Annotated in this window: 16 protein-coding genes and 1 tRNA gene; 6 read left to right on the forward strand and 11 right to left on the reverse strand. The window is 71.5% G+C overall.

Annotated features, from left to right (window positions below; genetic code table 11):
- Window position 1 precedes the first annotated feature (1 nt).
- The 3 genes from MZC64_RS07175 to MZC64_RS07185 form a co-directional block, all read right to left on the reverse strand.
- Window positions 2-2,356, reverse strand: coding sequence for a penicillin acylase family protein (locus tag MZC64_RS07175; RefSeq protein WP_247761103.1), 2,355 nt, complete (start codon window positions 2,354-2,356; stop codon window positions 2-4).
- Between the two features lie 263 nt (window positions 2,357-2,619).
- Window positions 2,620-2,696 (reverse strand) — tRNA-Pro (locus MZC64_RS07180).
- A gap of 26 nt (window positions 2,697-2,722) precedes the next feature.
- Window positions 2,723-3,685 (reverse strand): metallophosphoesterase, encoded by a 963-nt coding sequence (locus MZC64_RS07185; RefSeq protein WP_374205642.1) that lies wholly within the window; start codon window positions 3,683-3,685, stop codon window positions 2,723-2,725.
- Window positions 3,686-3,744: 59 nt separating this feature from the next.
- On the opposite strand from MZC64_RS07185, the gene MZC64_RS07190 reads away from it, so the two are divergent.
- Window positions 3,745-4,215, forward strand: a complete 471-nt coding sequence (locus MZC64_RS07190; RefSeq protein ID WP_247761104.1) for a GatB/YqeY domain-containing protein — start codon at window positions 3,745-3,747, stop codon at window positions 4,213-4,215.
- Window positions 4,216-4,279: 64 nt separating this feature from the next.
- Here MZC64_RS07190 and MZC64_RS07195 read toward each other — a convergent pair whose 3' ends face one another.
- Window positions 4,280-6,634: a transglycosylase domain-containing protein gene (locus MZC64_RS07195; RefSeq protein ID WP_247761105.1), complete on the reverse strand. Its 2,355-nt coding sequence runs from the start codon at window positions 6,632-6,634 to the stop codon at window positions 4,280-4,282.
- Between the two features lie 304 nt (window positions 6,635-6,938).
- Here MZC64_RS07195 and MZC64_RS07200 point away from each other — a divergent pair, with 304 nt between their 5' ends.
- On the forward strand, window positions 6,939-7,265 hold the full coding sequence (locus MZC64_RS07200; protein WP_247761106.1) for a WhiB family transcriptional regulator: 327 nt from the start codon (window positions 6,939-6,941) through the stop codon (window positions 7,263-7,265).
- A gap of 4 nt (window positions 7,266-7,269) precedes the next feature.
- On the opposite strand, the gene MZC64_RS07205 is transcribed toward MZC64_RS07200, so the two are convergent.
- The 3 genes from MZC64_RS07205 to MZC64_RS07215 are packed head-to-tail and all read right to left on the reverse strand — an operon-like array spanning window position 7,270 to window position 9,689.
- A complete protein-coding gene (locus MZC64_RS07205) occupies window positions 7,270-8,409 on the reverse strand; it encodes an ArsA family ATPase (RefSeq protein ID WP_247761107.1) in 1,140 nt (379 codons plus the stop codon).
- Window positions 8,406-9,395 carry an ArsA-related P-loop ATPase gene (locus MZC64_RS07210; RefSeq protein ID WP_185010253.1) on the reverse strand — a complete coding sequence of 330 codons (990 nt, stop codon included), beginning with the start codon at window positions 9,393-9,395 and terminating at the stop codon, window positions 8,406-8,408. Before MZC64_RS07210 ends, MZC64_RS07205 begins: the two co-directional genes overlap by 4 nt.
- 42 nt (window positions 9,396-9,437) lie before the next feature.
- A complete protein-coding gene (locus tag MZC64_RS07215) occupies window positions 9,438-9,689 on the reverse strand; it encodes a hypothetical protein (protein ID WP_247761108.1) in 252 nt (83 codons plus the stop codon).
- 52 nt (window positions 9,690-9,741) lie between these two features.
- Here MZC64_RS07215 and MZC64_RS07220 point away from each other — a divergent pair, with 52 nt between their 5' ends.
- Complete coding sequence (locus tag MZC64_RS07220) at window positions 9,742-9,900, forward strand: DUF4177 domain-containing protein (RefSeq protein WP_185001230.1); 159 nt, start codon at window positions 9,742-9,744, stop codon at window positions 9,898-9,900.
- 2 nt (window positions 9,901-9,902) lie between these two features.
- Window positions 9,903-10,361, forward strand: coding sequence for a RidA family protein (locus MZC64_RS07225; RefSeq protein ID WP_247761109.1), 459 nt, complete (start codon window positions 9,903-9,905; stop codon window positions 10,359-10,361).
- A 51-nt stretch (window positions 10,362-10,412) separates the two neighbouring features.
- Here MZC64_RS07225 and MZC64_RS07230 read toward each other — a convergent pair whose 3' ends face one another.
- From MZC64_RS07230 to MZC64_RS07240, 3 genes are read right to left on the reverse strand one after another with little or no spacing between them, the layout of a single operon-like run.
- Complete coding sequence (locus tag MZC64_RS07230; RefSeq protein ID WP_247761110.1) at window positions 10,413-11,633, reverse strand: tetratricopeptide repeat protein; 1,221 nt, start codon at window positions 11,631-11,633, stop codon at window positions 10,413-10,415.
- Window positions 11,634-11,661: 28 nt separating this feature from the next.
- Window positions 11,662-12,567 (reverse strand): Gfo/Idh/MocA family protein, encoded by a 906-nt coding sequence (locus tag MZC64_RS07235; RefSeq protein WP_247761111.1) that lies wholly within the window; start codon window positions 12,565-12,567, stop codon window positions 11,662-11,664.
- A gap of 11 nt (window positions 12,568-12,578) precedes the next feature.
- A complete protein-coding gene (locus tag MZC64_RS07240; RefSeq protein WP_247761112.1) occupies window positions 12,579-13,034 on the reverse strand; it encodes a hypothetical protein in 456 nt (151 codons plus the stop codon).
- 32 nt (window positions 13,035-13,066) lie between these two features.
- On the opposite strand from MZC64_RS07240, the gene MZC64_RS07245 reads away from it, so the two are divergent.
- Together MZC64_RS07245 and MZC64_RS07250 are read left to right on the forward strand one after the other, a co-directional pair.
- Window positions 13,067-13,897, forward strand: a complete 831-nt coding sequence (locus tag MZC64_RS07245) for an NUDIX hydrolase (protein WP_374205644.1) — start codon at window positions 13,067-13,069, stop codon at window positions 13,895-13,897.
- Complete coding sequence (locus MZC64_RS07250) at window positions 13,894-14,673, forward strand: MBL fold metallo-hydrolase (RefSeq protein ID WP_247761113.1); 780 nt, start codon at window positions 13,894-13,896, stop codon at window positions 14,671-14,673. The genes MZC64_RS07245 and MZC64_RS07250 overlap by 4 nt, the downstream gene beginning before the upstream one ends.
- Here the strand turns inward: MZC64_RS07250 and dnaN are convergent.
- Window positions 14,670-15,776 carry a DNA polymerase III subunit beta gene (gene dnaN / locus MZC64_RS07255; protein WP_247761114.1) on the reverse strand — a complete coding sequence of 369 codons (1,107 nt, stop codon included), beginning with the start codon at window positions 15,774-15,776 and terminating at the stop codon, window positions 14,670-14,672. The two genes, MZC64_RS07250 and dnaN, sit on opposite strands and share 4 nt — an antisense overlap.
- Window positions 15,777-15,814: the final 38 nt, after the last annotated feature.

Genomic DNA, 15,814 nt, shown 5'->3' on the forward strand with positions numbered 1-15,814 from the left:
GTTACTCGGCAATGATGTCCGTCGTCAGCCCGGGGGCCTTGCGGATCTCCGTCTGCGTGTACCGGCCCGGCACCCAGCCCTTGCGCACGTACAGCTCGGTCTGGTCGTAGTGGTGCGGGGAGGCTGGGTTGGCCGACTGCGAGTAGGTCAGCACGGACTGCGAGCGCGGCCCGTTCCGGCCCAGCTGGACGGCCATGATGAAGCTGGAGCCCATCTCGACCTTGCCGTACGTGCCGTCCGCCTGGATCTTGGTCGTGCTCGGCTCGGTCACGTTGAAGCAGCCCTCGCTGCCCGCGCAGCCCTGGATCGGCAGCAGCTTGCGGGAGGGGGCGTCCCGCTGGGCCTTGCCGAGTTCCAGCTCCAGCGGCAGGTTGTTCCGCAGCAGCCGCTGCACCCCGTCCGCGATGGCCGTCCTGACCTTGGGCTCGGCGGTGTTGAGCGTGTGCGGGGTGCGCACCGGGTCCTTCGGGTCGAAAGGCACCACGAACTTGTTCGGCAACGGCCGGATCCCGCCGTAGACCTCCCGCCACAGCACCGCGCCGGGGCTGTCGGTGTCCATCCGCCCATCCCACTTGGCCAGCACCGCGCCCGCCGTGCGCACGTCGATCCGGGCGCCGTCGGTGGCGGTCATCGTCGGGTTGGCCTCGATCAGCCCGACCACCGCGTCCCGGAACAGCTCGCCGGTCAGCGTGCGATTGCCCAGCATGGCCTGCTGCAGGTTCGGCAGGTCGAACCCGGGCGCGCCCAGCCCGTCGCTGCCCGCGCGGCGCTGGTCGACCATCAGGTGGGACAGCCGGTCCCGCGGCGAGCGCGGGTCGGCCTGCGGGCCGTACATCCGCGGGTAGCCGGTCAGCGGGGCGAAGGCGTTGGTCAGCCAGGCCGACTCGTTGGCGTTCTGCACGTAGTCGGCGCGCTGCTGCGCAGGCTGGTGCTTCGGCCCGAACACCCCGGGCGTCACCGCGTCCGGATCGCTGCCCCAGCCGCACTCCAGCCGCGAGCCGTTGAGGATCACCCTGGCCGGATAGAAGGCCCGGCCGGCCGGGGTGTCCACGCAGCGCTGCGCGTGCGCGTCGGTCACGTGCGGCACCACCGAGGCATCGGCGTAGAAGCTCTGCCCCTTGGCGTCGGCGGCCACGGTGTTGGTGAAGGCCGAGCCCTGCACCCGGTGCAGCGCGTCCCTGACCTCGGTCACATCCTTGGCCCGGCCCACCGCCAGCTCCTGGTCCATCGCCCGCAGACTGTCCTCATTGGACCCACGCACGGCGAAGGCCATGGTGTCGGTCCAGCCGTCGGCCAGCACCGGCCCGTACCGGGAGCGGTACAGCACACGCTCCACAGTGGACAGTGAACCGTCCGCGCCGCGCACCTGGACCCGCACGGTCCGCTTGCTCATCGGCTCGGTTTTCCCGTCCACCACATAGGAAGTCGGGTCACCGGGGGCCAGCTTCAGCTCGAACATGGTGAACCGGTGCGCACTGGAGACGGTGTGCGTCCAGGCCATCGACTCGTTGTGCCCGATCGCGATCGTCGGCAACCCGGCCAGCGCGGCGCCCAGCACGTTGAGCTTGCCCGGCACGGTCAACTGCGCCTGGTAGAGCCGGTTCGGCCCGGCCCACGGGAAGTGCGGGTTGCCCAGCAGCAGGCCGCTGCCGTCCCTGGTCGCCTCCCGGCCCAGCCCCCACGCGTTGCTGCCCACCGCCATCATCTCCGCGGACGCCGGAATCGCCGGGATTCCCTTGCTCGTCGGCGGTTTCGCGTTGGCGATCTGCGAGGTGAACGAGGACACCCCGGTGAGCTGGCTGGAGTCGTGCAGGTTGCGCCACAGGTCCAGTTCGGTCAGCGGCCGCACCCATGCCTTGCCCCGGCAGGTCGGATCCGGCAGCCGGTCCACCCCGGTGGTCCGCAGGTACCGGTTGAACCCGGCCACATACCCGCGCAGGGTCTCCCGGATCTCCAGCGAGGGCCCGGACTTCGCCGCCAGCAACTGCTCCAGCCGCCCGGAGTCGTTGAACGCCCGGAAGTACAGGTCGCTCTCCAGGTTGGTGAAGGTGCCCGGCCCGTTGTTGAACCGCCCCTCCGGCCCGAAATGCCGGGATCGCTCACCGGCCAGCGTGGTCACGTGCTCGGCCAGCAGACACAGATTGTCCTGCGCGAAGGCGTATCCGAACCCGTACCCGGCGGAGGCCATGCTCGCCCCGGTGATGTGCGGCACCCCGTACTCGGTGCGCTGGATCACCGCCGAATAGGTCTGCCCGTCCCTGAGCGCCACCTCCGGCGCCGCCGCCGACGCGGGTGCCGCCAGCACACTCCCAGCCACCGCGGCCACCACCGCGCCCACCACAAGACTTCGCCCCATCTGGTGAATTCCCCCACGCCTAGAAGAGTCGGAACATCAAGTAGTCAACCCGCCCCGATCTTGCGGCACCTCCGGAGAAACCCGGACAAGATGTGCCCTTTGGGCACGGACAACCACCTAAGTGGACCCCGAGAGGACAACGGCAGGGCACCCGGGGGTCCGGGGGCAGAGCCCGCCGGCTGGGGCGTGGGGGCTTGGCCCCCACAAAGCAGAAAGGCCGATGCAGGTCCGCGTTTTCCGCGGACAAACATCGGCCAATCGGCTGGTCGGGGTGACAGGATTTGAACCTGCGACCTCTTCGTCCCGAACGAAGCGCGCTACCAAGCTGCGCCACACCCCGATGGAACTGGTTGAACGAGAGAAATACTAGCGGACGTTCGCTCGTACACCGAATCGGGGGCTTCCGCCTGCCTTGAGCAGGCTCGGGTCGAGTTCGGCCGAGCGCGGGACCAGCGTCAACAGGCTCGCCTCCGGCGGGCAGGCGAAGCGCACCGGCGCGTACGGCGAGGTGCCCAGTCCGGCCGAGACGTGCAGCCAGGTGTGCTGACCCCAGCGGGAGGCGCCCTTGACCCGGGAGCGGTCCAGGCCGCAGTTGGTGACCAGGGCGCCGTAGCCGGGCACGCAGAGCTGGCCGCCGTGGGTGTGACCGGCCAGGACCAGGTCGTAGCCGTCCTCGGCGAAGGAGTCCAGCACGTGCGGTTCGGGCGAGTGGGTCAGGCCCAGGCGCAGGTCGGTGTGGTGGTCCGGCCTGCCCGCGATATCGCTGTACTGGTCGCGGTGCAGGTGCGGGTCGTCCACGCCCGCGGCCTGGATGGTCAGGCCGGCGATGGTCAGGTTGCGGCGCACGTGGGTCAGGTCCTGCCAGCCGCGTTCGGTCAGCGCGGCGCGCAGGTCGCGCCAGGGCAGCGGGGCGCCGTGCACGCGCTTGGTCTTGCTGGAGGGCAGCAGGTAGCGGGCCGGGTTCTTCGGCTTCGGCCCGTAGTAGTCGTTGCTGCCCCAGACGAACAGGCCGGGCAGGTCCAGCAGCGGGCCCAGCGCGCGCAGCACCGCGGGCACCGCCTTGGGGTGGGCCAGGTTGTCCCCGGTGTTGATCACCAGGTCGGGCTCCAGCTCCGCCAGCGCGGCCACCCAGCGCTGCTTGGACTGCTGGCCGGGCAGCATGTGCAGGTCGGAGACGTGCAGCAGGCGCAGCGGGCGGGCGTTGTCGGAGAGCACCGGCAGCGTCGCGTGCCGTAGCGTCCACATTCGCCGTTCGATCGCGGTGGCGTAGCCGAGCGCCGCGCCGCCGAGTGCCGCCGTGCCGAGCAGGATCCGACCCAGGTTGTTCACCCTTACCAGGGTACGTAATGCGCCGTGGTGCCTTTTTCGCAGGAGTAACCTGCCTGGTCATGGCGGAGCTGAAGGCGAAACTACAGGCCGATCTGGCCGCGGCGATGAAGCAGAAGGAGACCGTGACGGTCGCGTCGTTGCGGATGGCGCTCGCGGCGATCAGCACCGAGGAGGTGGCGGGCAAGACCGCCAAGGAGCTGACCGACGACGAGGTGCTGCGGGTGCTCGCCCGCGAGCTGAAGAAGCGCAAGGAGGCCGCCGAGGCATTCGCCGGCGCCGGCCGGGCCGAGCAGGCCGCCGCGGAGGTGGCCGAGGGCGAGGTGCTCTCCGCGTACCTGCCCGCGCAGCTCTCCGATGATGAGCTGGCCGGACTGGTGAGCCAGGCGGTGGCCGAGCTGACCGCGCAGCTCGGCGAGAAGCCGGGACCGAAGCAGATGGGTCAGGTCATGAAGGCGGCCAACGCGAAGGTGGCCGGCCGCGCCGACGGCGGGCGGGTCGCCGCGCTGGTGAAGGCCACCCTGATCGGCTGAGTGCACTGACGGAAAACGGGGTCTGTCCACTGTGGACAGACCCCGTTTCGCTTGTGCGCCTTGGCTAACCCGGTCCGCTGGTCGGCTCGATCGGATCGATGGTGACGCCGCCGGTCGGCGGGTTCACCTCGCCCGGCGGCGGTTCGGTGGTGCCGGTGGGCGGCGGTACGACCCCGGTGCTGACCCACAACGTGATCGTCTCGCCGGGCAGCGCCGCGCCACGCGGGTTCTGCCCGACCACGGTGCCCTTGGGCTGGGCCGCGTTCCGGTTCTGCGTGCTCACCTTGTACCCGGCGGCCTGCAACTTCGAGGTGGCCTCGTTGACCATCAGGCCCACCACGTTGGGCACCTTGGCCTCATCGCCGCCGTTGAGGTAGCGCCCGTCCGCGCCCGGCAGCCCCTGGGCGGGCTGGTTGCCGTGGATCGCGCTCATCGCGTCGAACCAGGTCGGCGCGGACACCGAGGAGCCGTAGATGCCGCCGCCGGTGTTGCCGCCGCAGAGCCGGGGCGGGTTGCCCTTGCAGATCACCTGCGGCCGGTTGCCGTCGTTGAAGGTCAGCACCGCGCCCGCGTACTGCGGGGTCGCGCCGACGAACCCGGCCGACTTGTGGTCCTGGGTGGTGCCGGTCTTGCCCAGCATCGGCCGGTTCCAGTCCTTGGGCCGCGCGCCGGCCGCGGTGCCACCGGGCAGGTCGTCCTTGCTCATGCCCTGCGCCAGCCCGTTGGCCAGGCCCTCCGGCACCGCCTGCTCGCACGGGGCCTCGTTGAGCTGGATCGGTTTGCCGTTGCGGTCCAGGATCTGCTCGATCGGACTCGGCGGGCACCAGGTGCCGCCACTCATGATCGTCGCGGACACGTTGGCCAGTTCGAGCGTGCTCACCGCGGCCGGGCCGAGGGTGAACGCGCCCTTGTTGTTGCGCCAGTAGTCCGACTGCGACCGGTTCAGATCGTCCCTTTTGGACTTCGGATCCGGTTTCACCCCGGCCACGTTGAGCTGCATGGTCTCCCGCAGCCCGAGCCTGCTGGCCATGTCGACCACCGGGCCCATGCCGACCCGCTCCTCCAGGATGACGAACCCGGTGTTCGGCGAGGTGGCCAGCGCGCTCTGCAGGGTCATCTGCTGCGGGTAGTTGTCTCCGGCGTTGCTCAGGCAGTACCAGCGCTCACCGCCACCGGCTGGCGGGCAGCGGGTGGCGCCGCCCTTGAAGACCCTGGAGGTGTAGGAGGTCGGGGTGTCGATCACGTTGTTGATGCCCATGCCGCGTTCCAGCGCCGCGGCCGCGGTGAAGATCTTGAAGATCGAGCCCGCGCCGAACTTGTTCGCCGCCGCGCTGGGCAGCGCGTAGGTGGTCTGGCCCTTGTCCGAGTCCAGGCCGTAGTCCCGGTTGGCCACCAGCGCGAGCACCTTGTGCCGGTCCTTGCCCGGCTGCACCACGGCCATGGTGTTGGCCACCCCGTTGGCGTCCTTGGGCACCCGGCCCTGCGCCGCCTTCTTGGCCGCCTGGGTGATCCGCGGGTCCAGGGTGGTCTTGATGGTGAAACCACCGCGCTTCAAGGTGTCCTCGGAGTACCCGATCTTGCTCAGGTAGTCGACGACGTACTTGCAGAAGAACCCGTTGTCCGGCCCGGCGCCGATGCAGCCGTAGGGCGGGTTGCGGAAGTCCGGTGCGGTGCCCAGCGCCTCCTTCTTGGCCGCCTCGGCCACCTCCACCGGGATCCGGCCCTGCCGCCCCATCTCGCTGATCACCAGGTTGCGCCTGGTCAGCGCGGCTTCCGGATTGCGTTTGGGGTTCAGTCCGCTGGGCTCGTTGACCATGCCTGCCAGCAACGCGGCCTGGGCGATGGTGAGCTTGTCCGGGCTGGTGTCGAAGTAGGTCTTGGCCGCCGCGGCCACCCCGTAGGTGCTCGCGCCGAAGGGCACGATGTTGAGGTAGCGGGTGAGGATCTCGTCCTTGGTGAGCTTGCGCTCCAGTTGCAGCGCGATCCGCATCTCGCGCAGCTTGCGGGCCGGGGTCTGCTCCTGCGCCTTGGCCTGCTCGACCTTGTTCGTGGCCACCACGTGCATCAGGTAGTTCTTGACGTACTGCTGGGTCAGGGTGGAACCGCCCTGGGCGACCTTGCCCTCCACCGTGTTGGTCACCAGCGCGCGCATCGCGCCGCGCCAGTCCACGCCCTGATGGTCGTAGAAGCGCTGGTCCTCAATGGACACGATGGCGGCCTTCATCGTGTCCGCGATCTTCTCCGGACCGGCCAGCACCCGGTACTGGTCGAAGAGGTAGGCGATCTGGCTGCCCTGCGCGTCCAGCACCGTGGTCAGCAACGGCGGGTCCTTCTGGACCAGATCGGAGGAGATGCTGTCGACTGTGTCACTCGCGCGGTTCGAGACCACCCCCAGCGCGCCCACCGCAGGAAACAACATGCCGGCGAGTAGCACTCCAGCCAGCACACATAGCCCCAACAACTTGAACAAAGCCGCCCGCACGCCCACGCGGGACAGCGTACGCTTCACCCATTTTGGTGACGCGATTCACACACTTTCGGGTGCGGGGATGTAACGGGTAGGCAAACCCGTCTTGGACCTGGAACCAGAACCCTCTACAGTCCGTCAACGTCGAACGACAGCACACCGGCGGGTGGGCCACTCCCCGTGGCGCACCTCATGCGGACCTCGGAGCTGGGGAGCACCGAGCGTAGTCGCGACGACGCGTAGGAGCTGGGGGAACATGGAGTTCAACCAGGGGGACTGGCGGGTAAGGGCCTCTTGCAGGGATGAGGACCCGGACCAGCTTTTCGTCCGAGGTGCAGAGCAGCGCAAGGCCAAGCTCGTGTGCATGGGGTGCCCCGTGCGGACGGAATGCCTGGCCGAGGCGCTGGACAGTCGAATCGAGTTCGGTGTCTGGGGTGGCATGACCGAGCGGGAGCGTCGCGCTCTGCTCCGCCGCCGTCCGGACGTCGTGTCCTGGGCGGAACTGCTCGAGTCCGCCCGCCGCAAACACCTGGACTTCGACGAGGTCGAGGAAGCCGACTACCGCGTGGGCCTGCTCGGCTGAGCGGTCACTGACCGGCCAGCCTGGCGCCGATCTCGCGCAGTCCGTCGATGTCGTGCACATCAGCGGGCAGCGCGGGCACGCCGATCATCGCCACGCCCGGGTGCGCCTTGGTGAACCGCGCGAGCAATCGTCGCTCACGCTCCGCCACGGCCACCCGGTCCGCGTGCAGTCGCAGCACGGCCGCGGCCAGTGGCGCCGAGCCACCGCGTTCGAGGTCCTCGGCCGCGGCGAGCGCGCGGGCGCTGGGCAGGTTCGCGAACACCGGGTGGGTCCGGTTGGCGACCAGCCCGGCCAGCGGCATGCCCTCACCGGCCAGTCGGTCCACGAAGTAGGACGCCTCACGCAGCGCGTCCGGCTCGGCCGCGGCCACCACCAGGAACGCGGTGCCCGGTGAGCGCAACAGCTCGTAGGTGGCCTGCGCGCGCTGCCGGAACCCGCCGAACATGCTGTCGAATGCCTGCACGAAGGCCGAGGCGTCGTTGAGCAGCTGACCGCCGATGATCGTCGAGATCACCTTGGTGAACAGGCCGAAACCCGCGCCGACCAGTCGCCGGATCCCCCGCCCACCGGCCCGCGCGGGCGCGGACAGCATGCGGATGATCTTGCCGTCGAGCACGGTGGACAGGCGCTGCGGCGCGTCCAGGAAGTCCAGCGCGGACCGGCTCGGCGGGGTGTCCACCACCACCAGATCCCACTCGCCGGAGTGCACCAGCTGCCCCAGCTTCTCCATCGCCATGTACTCCTGGGTGCCGGAGAAGGAGGAGGAAATGGTCTGGTAGAAGGGATTCCGCAGGATCTGCTCGGCCCGGTCCGGTCCGGCGTGGGAGAGCACCATCTCGTCGAAGGTGCGCCGCATATCCAGCATCATCGCGTGCAGCGCGCCGTCCGTCCCTTCCGGACGGTCCAGCACGGTCACCTCCCGAGGGTGGTTGCCCAGCTCGGTCAGGCCGAGGGACTGGGCCAGCCTGCGCGCCGGGTCGATGGTGAGCACCACGGTGCGCCTGCCGCGTTCGGCCGCGCGCAGCGCCAGCGCCGCCGCGGTGGTGGTCTTGCCGACCCCGCCGGAACCGCAGCACACCACCACCTTGGTCTGCGCGTCGTCCAGCAGATCGTCGATGTCCAGCAGCGGCGGGCGGGCGTTCACCGGACCCCCTGCTCGATCAGCAGCTCGCTCAGCTCGTACAGCCCGGCGGTGTCCACCCCGTCGGTGAGATCGGGCAGCTCCACCACCGGCAGGTCCACCTCGGCCAGCTGATCGCGCGCGGTCAGCTCGGCCTGCACCCGGATCGCGTGCTCCACCGTCTCGTCCACCAGTCCGTCCACAATGGCCTCGTCCAGGTTCAGCCCGGCGGCCAGCAGCCCGGCCTTGATCCGGGCCGCGTCCACCCGCCCGCCGGCCGCCGCGCCCACCGACCGCGCGGGCAGCCGGGGTGGCCGCACCCGGTTCATGATCACCGCGCCGGGTCGCAGGTCGGCGGCGTCCAGCTCGCCGACCGCGTCCATGGTCTCCCGCACCGGCATCTCCTCCAGCAGGGTCACCAGGTGCACCGCGGTGTCCCCGGAGTGCAGCAGCCGGATCACGCCGTCGCTCTGGTTGCGGATCGGCCCGACCTTGGCCAGATCGGCCATCGCCCTGGTCACGTCGAGGAACTTGACCACCCGGCCGGTCGGCGGCGCGTCCACCACCACCGCGTCATATTCGTGCCGCCCGCCCTCGCCGGTGCGGCCGACGCACTCCTTGATCTTGCCGGTGAGCAGCACGTCCCGCAGGCCCGGCGCGAGCGTGGTGGCGAACTCCACCGCGCCCATCCGGCGCAGCGTGCGCCCGGCGAAACCCAGGTTGTAGAACATCGACAGGTACTCCAGCAGCGCCGCCTCGGCGTCCACCGCCAGCGCGCGCACCTCGCCGCCACCGGGCGCGGCCGCGATCCGCTCCTCGGAGTAGGGCAGCGGCGCGTGGTCGAAGACCTGGGCGATGCCCTGCCTGCCCTCGACCTCCACCAGCAGCACCCGCCGCCCGCCGGTGGCCAGCGCGAGCGCCAGCGCGGCGGCGATCGTGGTTTTGCCGGTGCCGCCCTTGCCGGTGACTATGTGCAACCGGGCGCGGCTCAGCTCCTCGGTCCAGGCCATCACAGTGATCAGCCTAGGTCGACTCGCGCGAGTGTGCGGCGGTTAGCCCGCCAGCATGAGGAAGAGCACTGCGATGGCCTCGGCGGCCACCAGCGCCCAGGCCCAGGTGGAGGGCAGCACGAAGGCCACCAGCAGCGCGACCGCCACGACCACGGCCACCGAGATCAGCCCGGCCTGCACCACGGCCGCGTGCGTGGTCCGCTTCCGGTCCCTGACCTGCGCCATGGCGACCAGGGTGAGGATGAGGCCGCCCACGCTGAACAGGACGGTCGCGGTGATGCGCCAAGTCTCCACGTGATCACGGTATCCCCTCCGGCAACCATTTCGGCCGCACTAGGCTCATGGCATGACGAAGTGGGAGTACGCCACGGTTCCGCTGCTGACCCACGCGACCAAGCAGATCCTCGACCAGTGGGGCGAGGATGGCTGGGAGCTGGTGTCGGTGCAGCCGGGACCCACCGGTGAGCAGCTGATCGCCTTCCTGAAGCGCCCGAAGGGCAACTGAGCATGGGCGAGTGGAAGCAGCGCCTGGTCGAGCTGGGCATCGAACTGCCTGCGGTGGCCGCGCCGGTGGCCGCCTACGTGCCAGCCGTGCGCAGCGGCGCGCACGTCTACACCTCCGGCCAGCTGCCGATCGTGGCCGGTGCGCTGGCCGCGACCGGCAAGGTCGGCGCGGCGATCAGCCCGGAGGAGGCCAAGCAGCACGCGCGCACCTGCGTGCTGAACGGACTGGCCGCCATTGACGCGCTGGTCGGGCTGGACTCGATCACCCAGGTGGTCAAGGTGGTCGGCTACGTGGCCTCCGCGGACGGCTTCACCGGCCAGCCCGCGGTGATCAACGGGGCCTCCGAGCTGCTCGGCGAGGTCTTCGGCGAGGCAGGGGTGCACGCCAGGGCCGCGGTCGGGGTGGCCGAGCTGCCGCTGGGCGCGCCGGTCGAGGTGGAACTGATCGTCGAGGTCGCCTGATCCAGTGAACCGCCGCCACCCCGGGCGACCGTGGTGGCGGCGGTTCTTTCGTCAGGCAGGCAGCGCGGCGAGCGCGGTCACCAGGGCCGAGCGCTGTTCCCTGGCCAACAGCCGGTACGGCCGGGCGGCCATTCGGTCGGTATGCGTCTCGATCCGCCGCCGCAGCGGATCCTCGCCGCTCAGCGCGTTCGCCTGGGCCGGGGTGAGCCCCTCGGCGCCTGCCGCGGCGGTCTGGGTGTCCACCCGGTGGTAGCGCAGCGCGCACAGGCCGTCGACCAGCCGGGCCGGGGCGGTGCGGGCCGAACGGGCGCCCACCCAGGCGTCGAAGGCCGCGCCGTCGGAGGTGCCGACCGCGCCGCCCACCGCCAGGTCCACGAAGGACAACGCGATCTCCGGCGCCGGCCACAGCTCGGCGGCGGTCCGGTCCACCACCTCCACCACCGCGCGCAGCATCGCCAGGCACCGCGGCGTGGCCAGCACGGCCCGGCCCTGGCGGCTCAGCCAGCCCGCCGCGGTCAGGTCGTCCAGCACCGCGTCCAGGTCCGGTGTCTGCGGGTGCACCGCGTGCGCCACCGGCAGCAGCACCGGCCCGGACAGCAGCAGGGTGCGCAGTTCCAGCAGCAGCTCCCCGCCCTCGGGCAGGCCGTGCTCGGCGGTCACCGCCGCCCCGCCGCGTTCGGCCGCGGCCTGGTAGATCGCGGTGAGCAGCCGGTTGAGCTGCTGCTGCACCGCCCGCGCGGAGAGCACCGCGTCGGTGGCCTCCCAGGCCCACAGCTGCGGATCGCCCGGTTCGGCCCCGCCGCCGCGCATGCGCAGCGCGGTGGCGAAGCAGTGCCGGGCCGCGGCCCACTCACCGGCGTCGTAGTAGCACTGGCCGGCGTGCTGGAAGATGAAGTGGAAGTGCGTGCCCAGTTCGGGTGTGCGGCTGCCGTCGACCAGGCAGCGGTCGAACTCGGCCATCGCCTCGGCGTAGCGGCCCTGCCACTGCAGCACGTGCGCCAGCCTGCTGCGGGCCAGCACCTCGGAGGCGGCCGGGCCGTGCTCCTCGGCCAGCCGCAACGCGGTGCACAGGTGCCGCTGCGCCAGGTCCAGCCTGCACAGGATGCGCGCGGCCACGCCGATCATGGTGTGGTGCTGCCGGGCCACCGCCGGATTGCCCGGCACCGGCTGCGCGGCGGCCCGGTCCAGCCAGGCGGTCAGCGTGGCCGGATCGTCCGAGCACTCCCACAGGGTTTCCGGGTCGATGTGGTAGGCGAACAGGGGACTCGCCATCGGGTCACTCGGTTGTGCCGTCACGGTCTCAGGCGACCCACCCGGCGCGCTGGATGATCTCGTCGAGCACCCGTTGCAGGTGCAGACCGCGGCGCACATCGCAGGGGTGCTCGGTGCGGCCGCAGTCGATCAGCGCCAGGAACTCGTCCAGCAGCGCGGTGAAGCAGTCCTGCGCGCTGAACTCGCCGCTGCCCAGCGCCCGGTGCCCGTGCTGCCCGTACACCGCGATGTCCACCACGCTGGGCTGGATCGGCAACCGCAGGGACAGGGTGAGCGTGCTGCTGGCCCCGCCTTCGTGGCCAAGCACCAGGTGGCACAGGTCGTCCGGGCCGCGGTGCGCGGCGATGACCTCCTGGACCGGGCCGAGCGCGGCGTCGAGCAGGTCGATGGCGTGCGGGCCGATGTCCAAGACCGCGCCGTCGGTCTGCCGCCAGGGCGAGGCGGAGTAGGGGCCGCCGAGCACCGCGCCGGTCAGCCAGCGCACCGAACCACCGGTCCAGCCGCCGAGCTTGTGCAGCCCGGCCAGCCAGTCGCGGACCTCAGGGGAGTAGCGCCGGGTGAGCAGCAGCAGTGAGGCCAGCCCGCGGTCGGTCACCTCATCGACCAGTCGCTGGGCCTGTTCCACGTTGGCGGCCAACGGTTTCTCCAGCACCAGGTGCTTGCCCGCCCTGGCCGCCTGGAGCGCGAGATCGCCCTGGACGGCCGGTGGCACCGCGAACGCGACCGCGTCCACAGTGGACAGAAGTTCGTCGAAGGAGTCCGCGGTCAGCGCGCCGTGCGGCTCCGCGAGGTCCTTGGCCGCGTCCCGCCGCCGGGCCCACACCGCGGCCAGCCGGGTGCCGGGGTGATCCGCGATGCCCGGGGCGTGCACCGCCCTGGCCCATGGACCCGCACCGACCAAGCCGATCTTGAGCTGTTCGTCCACGGGGAACATCCTGCCGGGTTTCAGCGCGCGTCGCGGAACACCCGCACCGGAACTTCTATCCGGCCACCACCGGCGAAGTCCAGCCGCACGTTCTCCGGGCTCCAGCGCACGGTCAGCCCGTTGTCGGTGCGCCAGCCCGCGGGCACCTCGAGCACGTGCCCGCGCGGCACCTCGCCGCCGTCGTGCCTGCCCAGCCACACCTCGAAGGAGTTGCCGCTGGACATCATGGTGCCGACCCGTTTCACCGCCAGCGCGTAGCCCTGGTAGTCCCCGGCGGTGGCCACCGCGGGTGGCGGGGTCTGCACCTGCACCGTGCTGCGTACCGGCAGCAGCAGCGCCACGGTGATCGCCACGGTCAGCACGGTGCCCAGCAGAGCACCCGCCAGCACCAGGCTCAGCTTCAGCAGGCAGCCCGCGAACCGGGGCCGCGGCAGGCTGACGTCCGGCTGCTGGGATGGGACGTTCGGCACACTCACGTCGCACATCTTCCCGCCCTAGTCTGGATCACATGCCGCAGCTACCCGAGGAGATGGTCCTGCCCGAGGGTTTTGTGCCCGCCACGGCCCCGCAGCCGCCTGCCGAGCCTCGGGATTCGGCCACGGTCGCCCTGGTCAGGGACACCGCGGCCGGACCTGAGGTGTTCCTGCTGCGCCGGGTGACCGGGATGGCCTTCGCTGGCGGCATGACCGTTTTCCCCGGCGGCGGCGTGGACCAGCGGGACGCGGACACCACGGTCGCCTGGGCCGGACCGACTCCGGCCTGGTGGGCCCAGCGGTTCGGCTGCTCGCCGGAGCTGGCCAGGGCGCTGGTGTGCGCGGCGGTCCGGGAGACCTTCGAGGAAGCCGGGGTGCTGCTGGCCGGGTCGAACGCGGACAGCATCGTCGCGGACACCGCGCCCTACGCCGATGCCCGGCAGGATCTGGTGGACCGGAAGCTGTCGCTGGCGGAGTTCCTCACCGAGACCGGCCTGGTGCTGCGCGCGGACCTGCTGCGGCCGATGGCGAACTGGGTGACCCCGCCGGAGGAGCCGCGCCGCTACGACACCCGGTTCTTCCTGGCCGCGCTGCCCGCGGGTCAGCGCGCCGATGGCACCACCACCGAGGCCGATCACGCCGCCTGGCAGCGGCCCGCGGACGCGCTCGCGGACTGGGCGGCCGGGCGCAGCGGCCTGATGCCGCCGACCTGGGTGACCCTGTCCCAGCTGGACCAGCACCGCACCGTGCGCGAACTGCTGGCCGTGGACCGCCAGATCACCAAGATCACGCCGAGGGTGGTGCGCCGCAACGGCAACCTGCACGTGGCCCTGCCCGGCGACGCCGACTACCCGGAGGCATCGTGACCCACCCGGCCTACGGCACGCTCCGCCAGGTCACCGCCAACGCCGCGGTGCTGCTGGCGGACAACCCGAACATGATGACCCTGGACGGCACCAACACCTGGCTGTTGCGTGCCCCCGGCCACCCGGAGTGCGTGGTGGTCGACCCCGGCCCGGCCGATGAACAACACCTGGCCAAGGTGGCCGCGCACGGCCCGGTCGCGGCGGTGCTGATCACCCATCACCACGGCGACCACACCGACGGCGCGGCCCGCCTCGCCGAGCTGACCGGCGCGCCCACCCACGCCATCGAACCCGCGCACCGGCACCACGGCGGCGGCGACCTGCACGACGGCCAGGTCATCGAGGCGGCCGGACTCCGGCTGCGGATCTGGGTCACCCCAGGGCACACCGCCGACTCGCTCTGCATCGAGATCGAGGGCGACGGTTCGCTGCTCACCGGCGACACCATCCTGGGCCGGGGCACCACCATCGTGGCGCACCCCGACGGCAGGCTCGGCCCGTACCTGACCACGTTGCGCCGCCTGATGGAGCTGCCGCCGGGCACCACGGTGCTGCCCGGCCACGGCCCCGAGCTGCCAGACGTGGCCGCGGTGGCCACCGCCTACCTGACCCACCGCGAGCAGCGCCTGGACCAGGTCCGCCAGGCCCTGGCCACCCTGGGCCAGGACGCCACCGCACGCGCCGTGGTCGAGCTGGTCTACGCCGATGTGGACCAGTCGCTGTGGCCGGCCGCCGAGTGGTCGGTGCAGGCCCAGCTCGCCTACCTGCGGAGCTAACCGGGCTGCCGCAGCGGCACCACCAGGTACCGCAGCCGCACCGCGCCGGGTGGCGTGACGTGGCTGAACATGGTGCCCCGGATGCCCGGCTGGATGTCCACCCGAACCTCGTGCTCGCCAAACCAGCGCAACGTCTCCAGCAGGTATTTCGCCTGGTAACCGCGGCTCACCCGGTTCCCGTGCACCCCGGCCTTGACCGTCTCCTCGGCCTCCCCGGCCTGCGGATCGCTGCCACGCACCCGCAGTTCGCCGTCCCCGGTCTCCAGGGTCACCGTGCCGCGTGGTCCGGCGTACGGCGCGACCCGGCGCACCGCCCCGGCCAGCGCGGCGCCGTCCAGGGTGAGCGAGCACTCGACGGTGCTCGGGAAGAGCTTGTCCTCCTCCGGCAGCCCGCTGACCAGCACGGATGTGGTGACTGTCGACGAACCCCAGGTCAACGCGGCCCGGTCGCTGTCGGCATGGATGGTCACCCGCTCCGCACCCCTGGCCTGCTTGGCCACCTCGGTGAACAGCGAGGCCGGGATCAGCACGTCCAGTTCGTCATCGGCGGAGATCCACGGCAGGTCGGCCGCCGCCATCCGGTACCGGTCGGTGGCCACCGCCACCAGCCGCCCGCCCTTGGCCCGCAACCGCACCCCGGTGAACACCGGCAGCGCGTCGTCCCGGCTGGCCGCCGAGGCCACCGGCAACACCGCCGCGTGCAGCTCGGCTCCCCGGGCACTGCCCGCCACCGCGGGCGGCGCGGGCACCCCAGGGTGGTCCTCCGCGGCCAGCAACGGCAACGCGAACCGCGCGCTGGGCGTGCGGACCGCCAGCCGGGAGCCCTCCACCACCAGCCGCACATCCGGCGAGTCCAGCGCGGCCAGGGTCTCGGCCAGCGGTTTGGCCGGGACCAGCACCTGGCCGTCGGTGTGCGTGACGGCCGCGGTGTGCAACCGCACCCCGCGCTCCCGGTCGGTGGCCGCCAGGGTCACCCCGCCGGCGTCCGCGGACAGCAGCAGCCCGGCCAGCACCGGATCAAGGGTGCGGCCGGGCAACAGCCGGGACAGGTCGGCGGCGGCGGTGGCCAGCGCGGTGGTGGTCGCGGTCAGGTCCAGGGACATGCCGCGCACGCTAGCGCCGCCCACCGACAACGCCGGGG

The organism is Crossiella sp. S99.2, assembly GCF_023094165.1.
Taxonomy (GTDB): Bacteria; Actinomycetota; Actinomycetes; order Mycobacteriales; family Pseudonocardiaceae; genus Crossiella.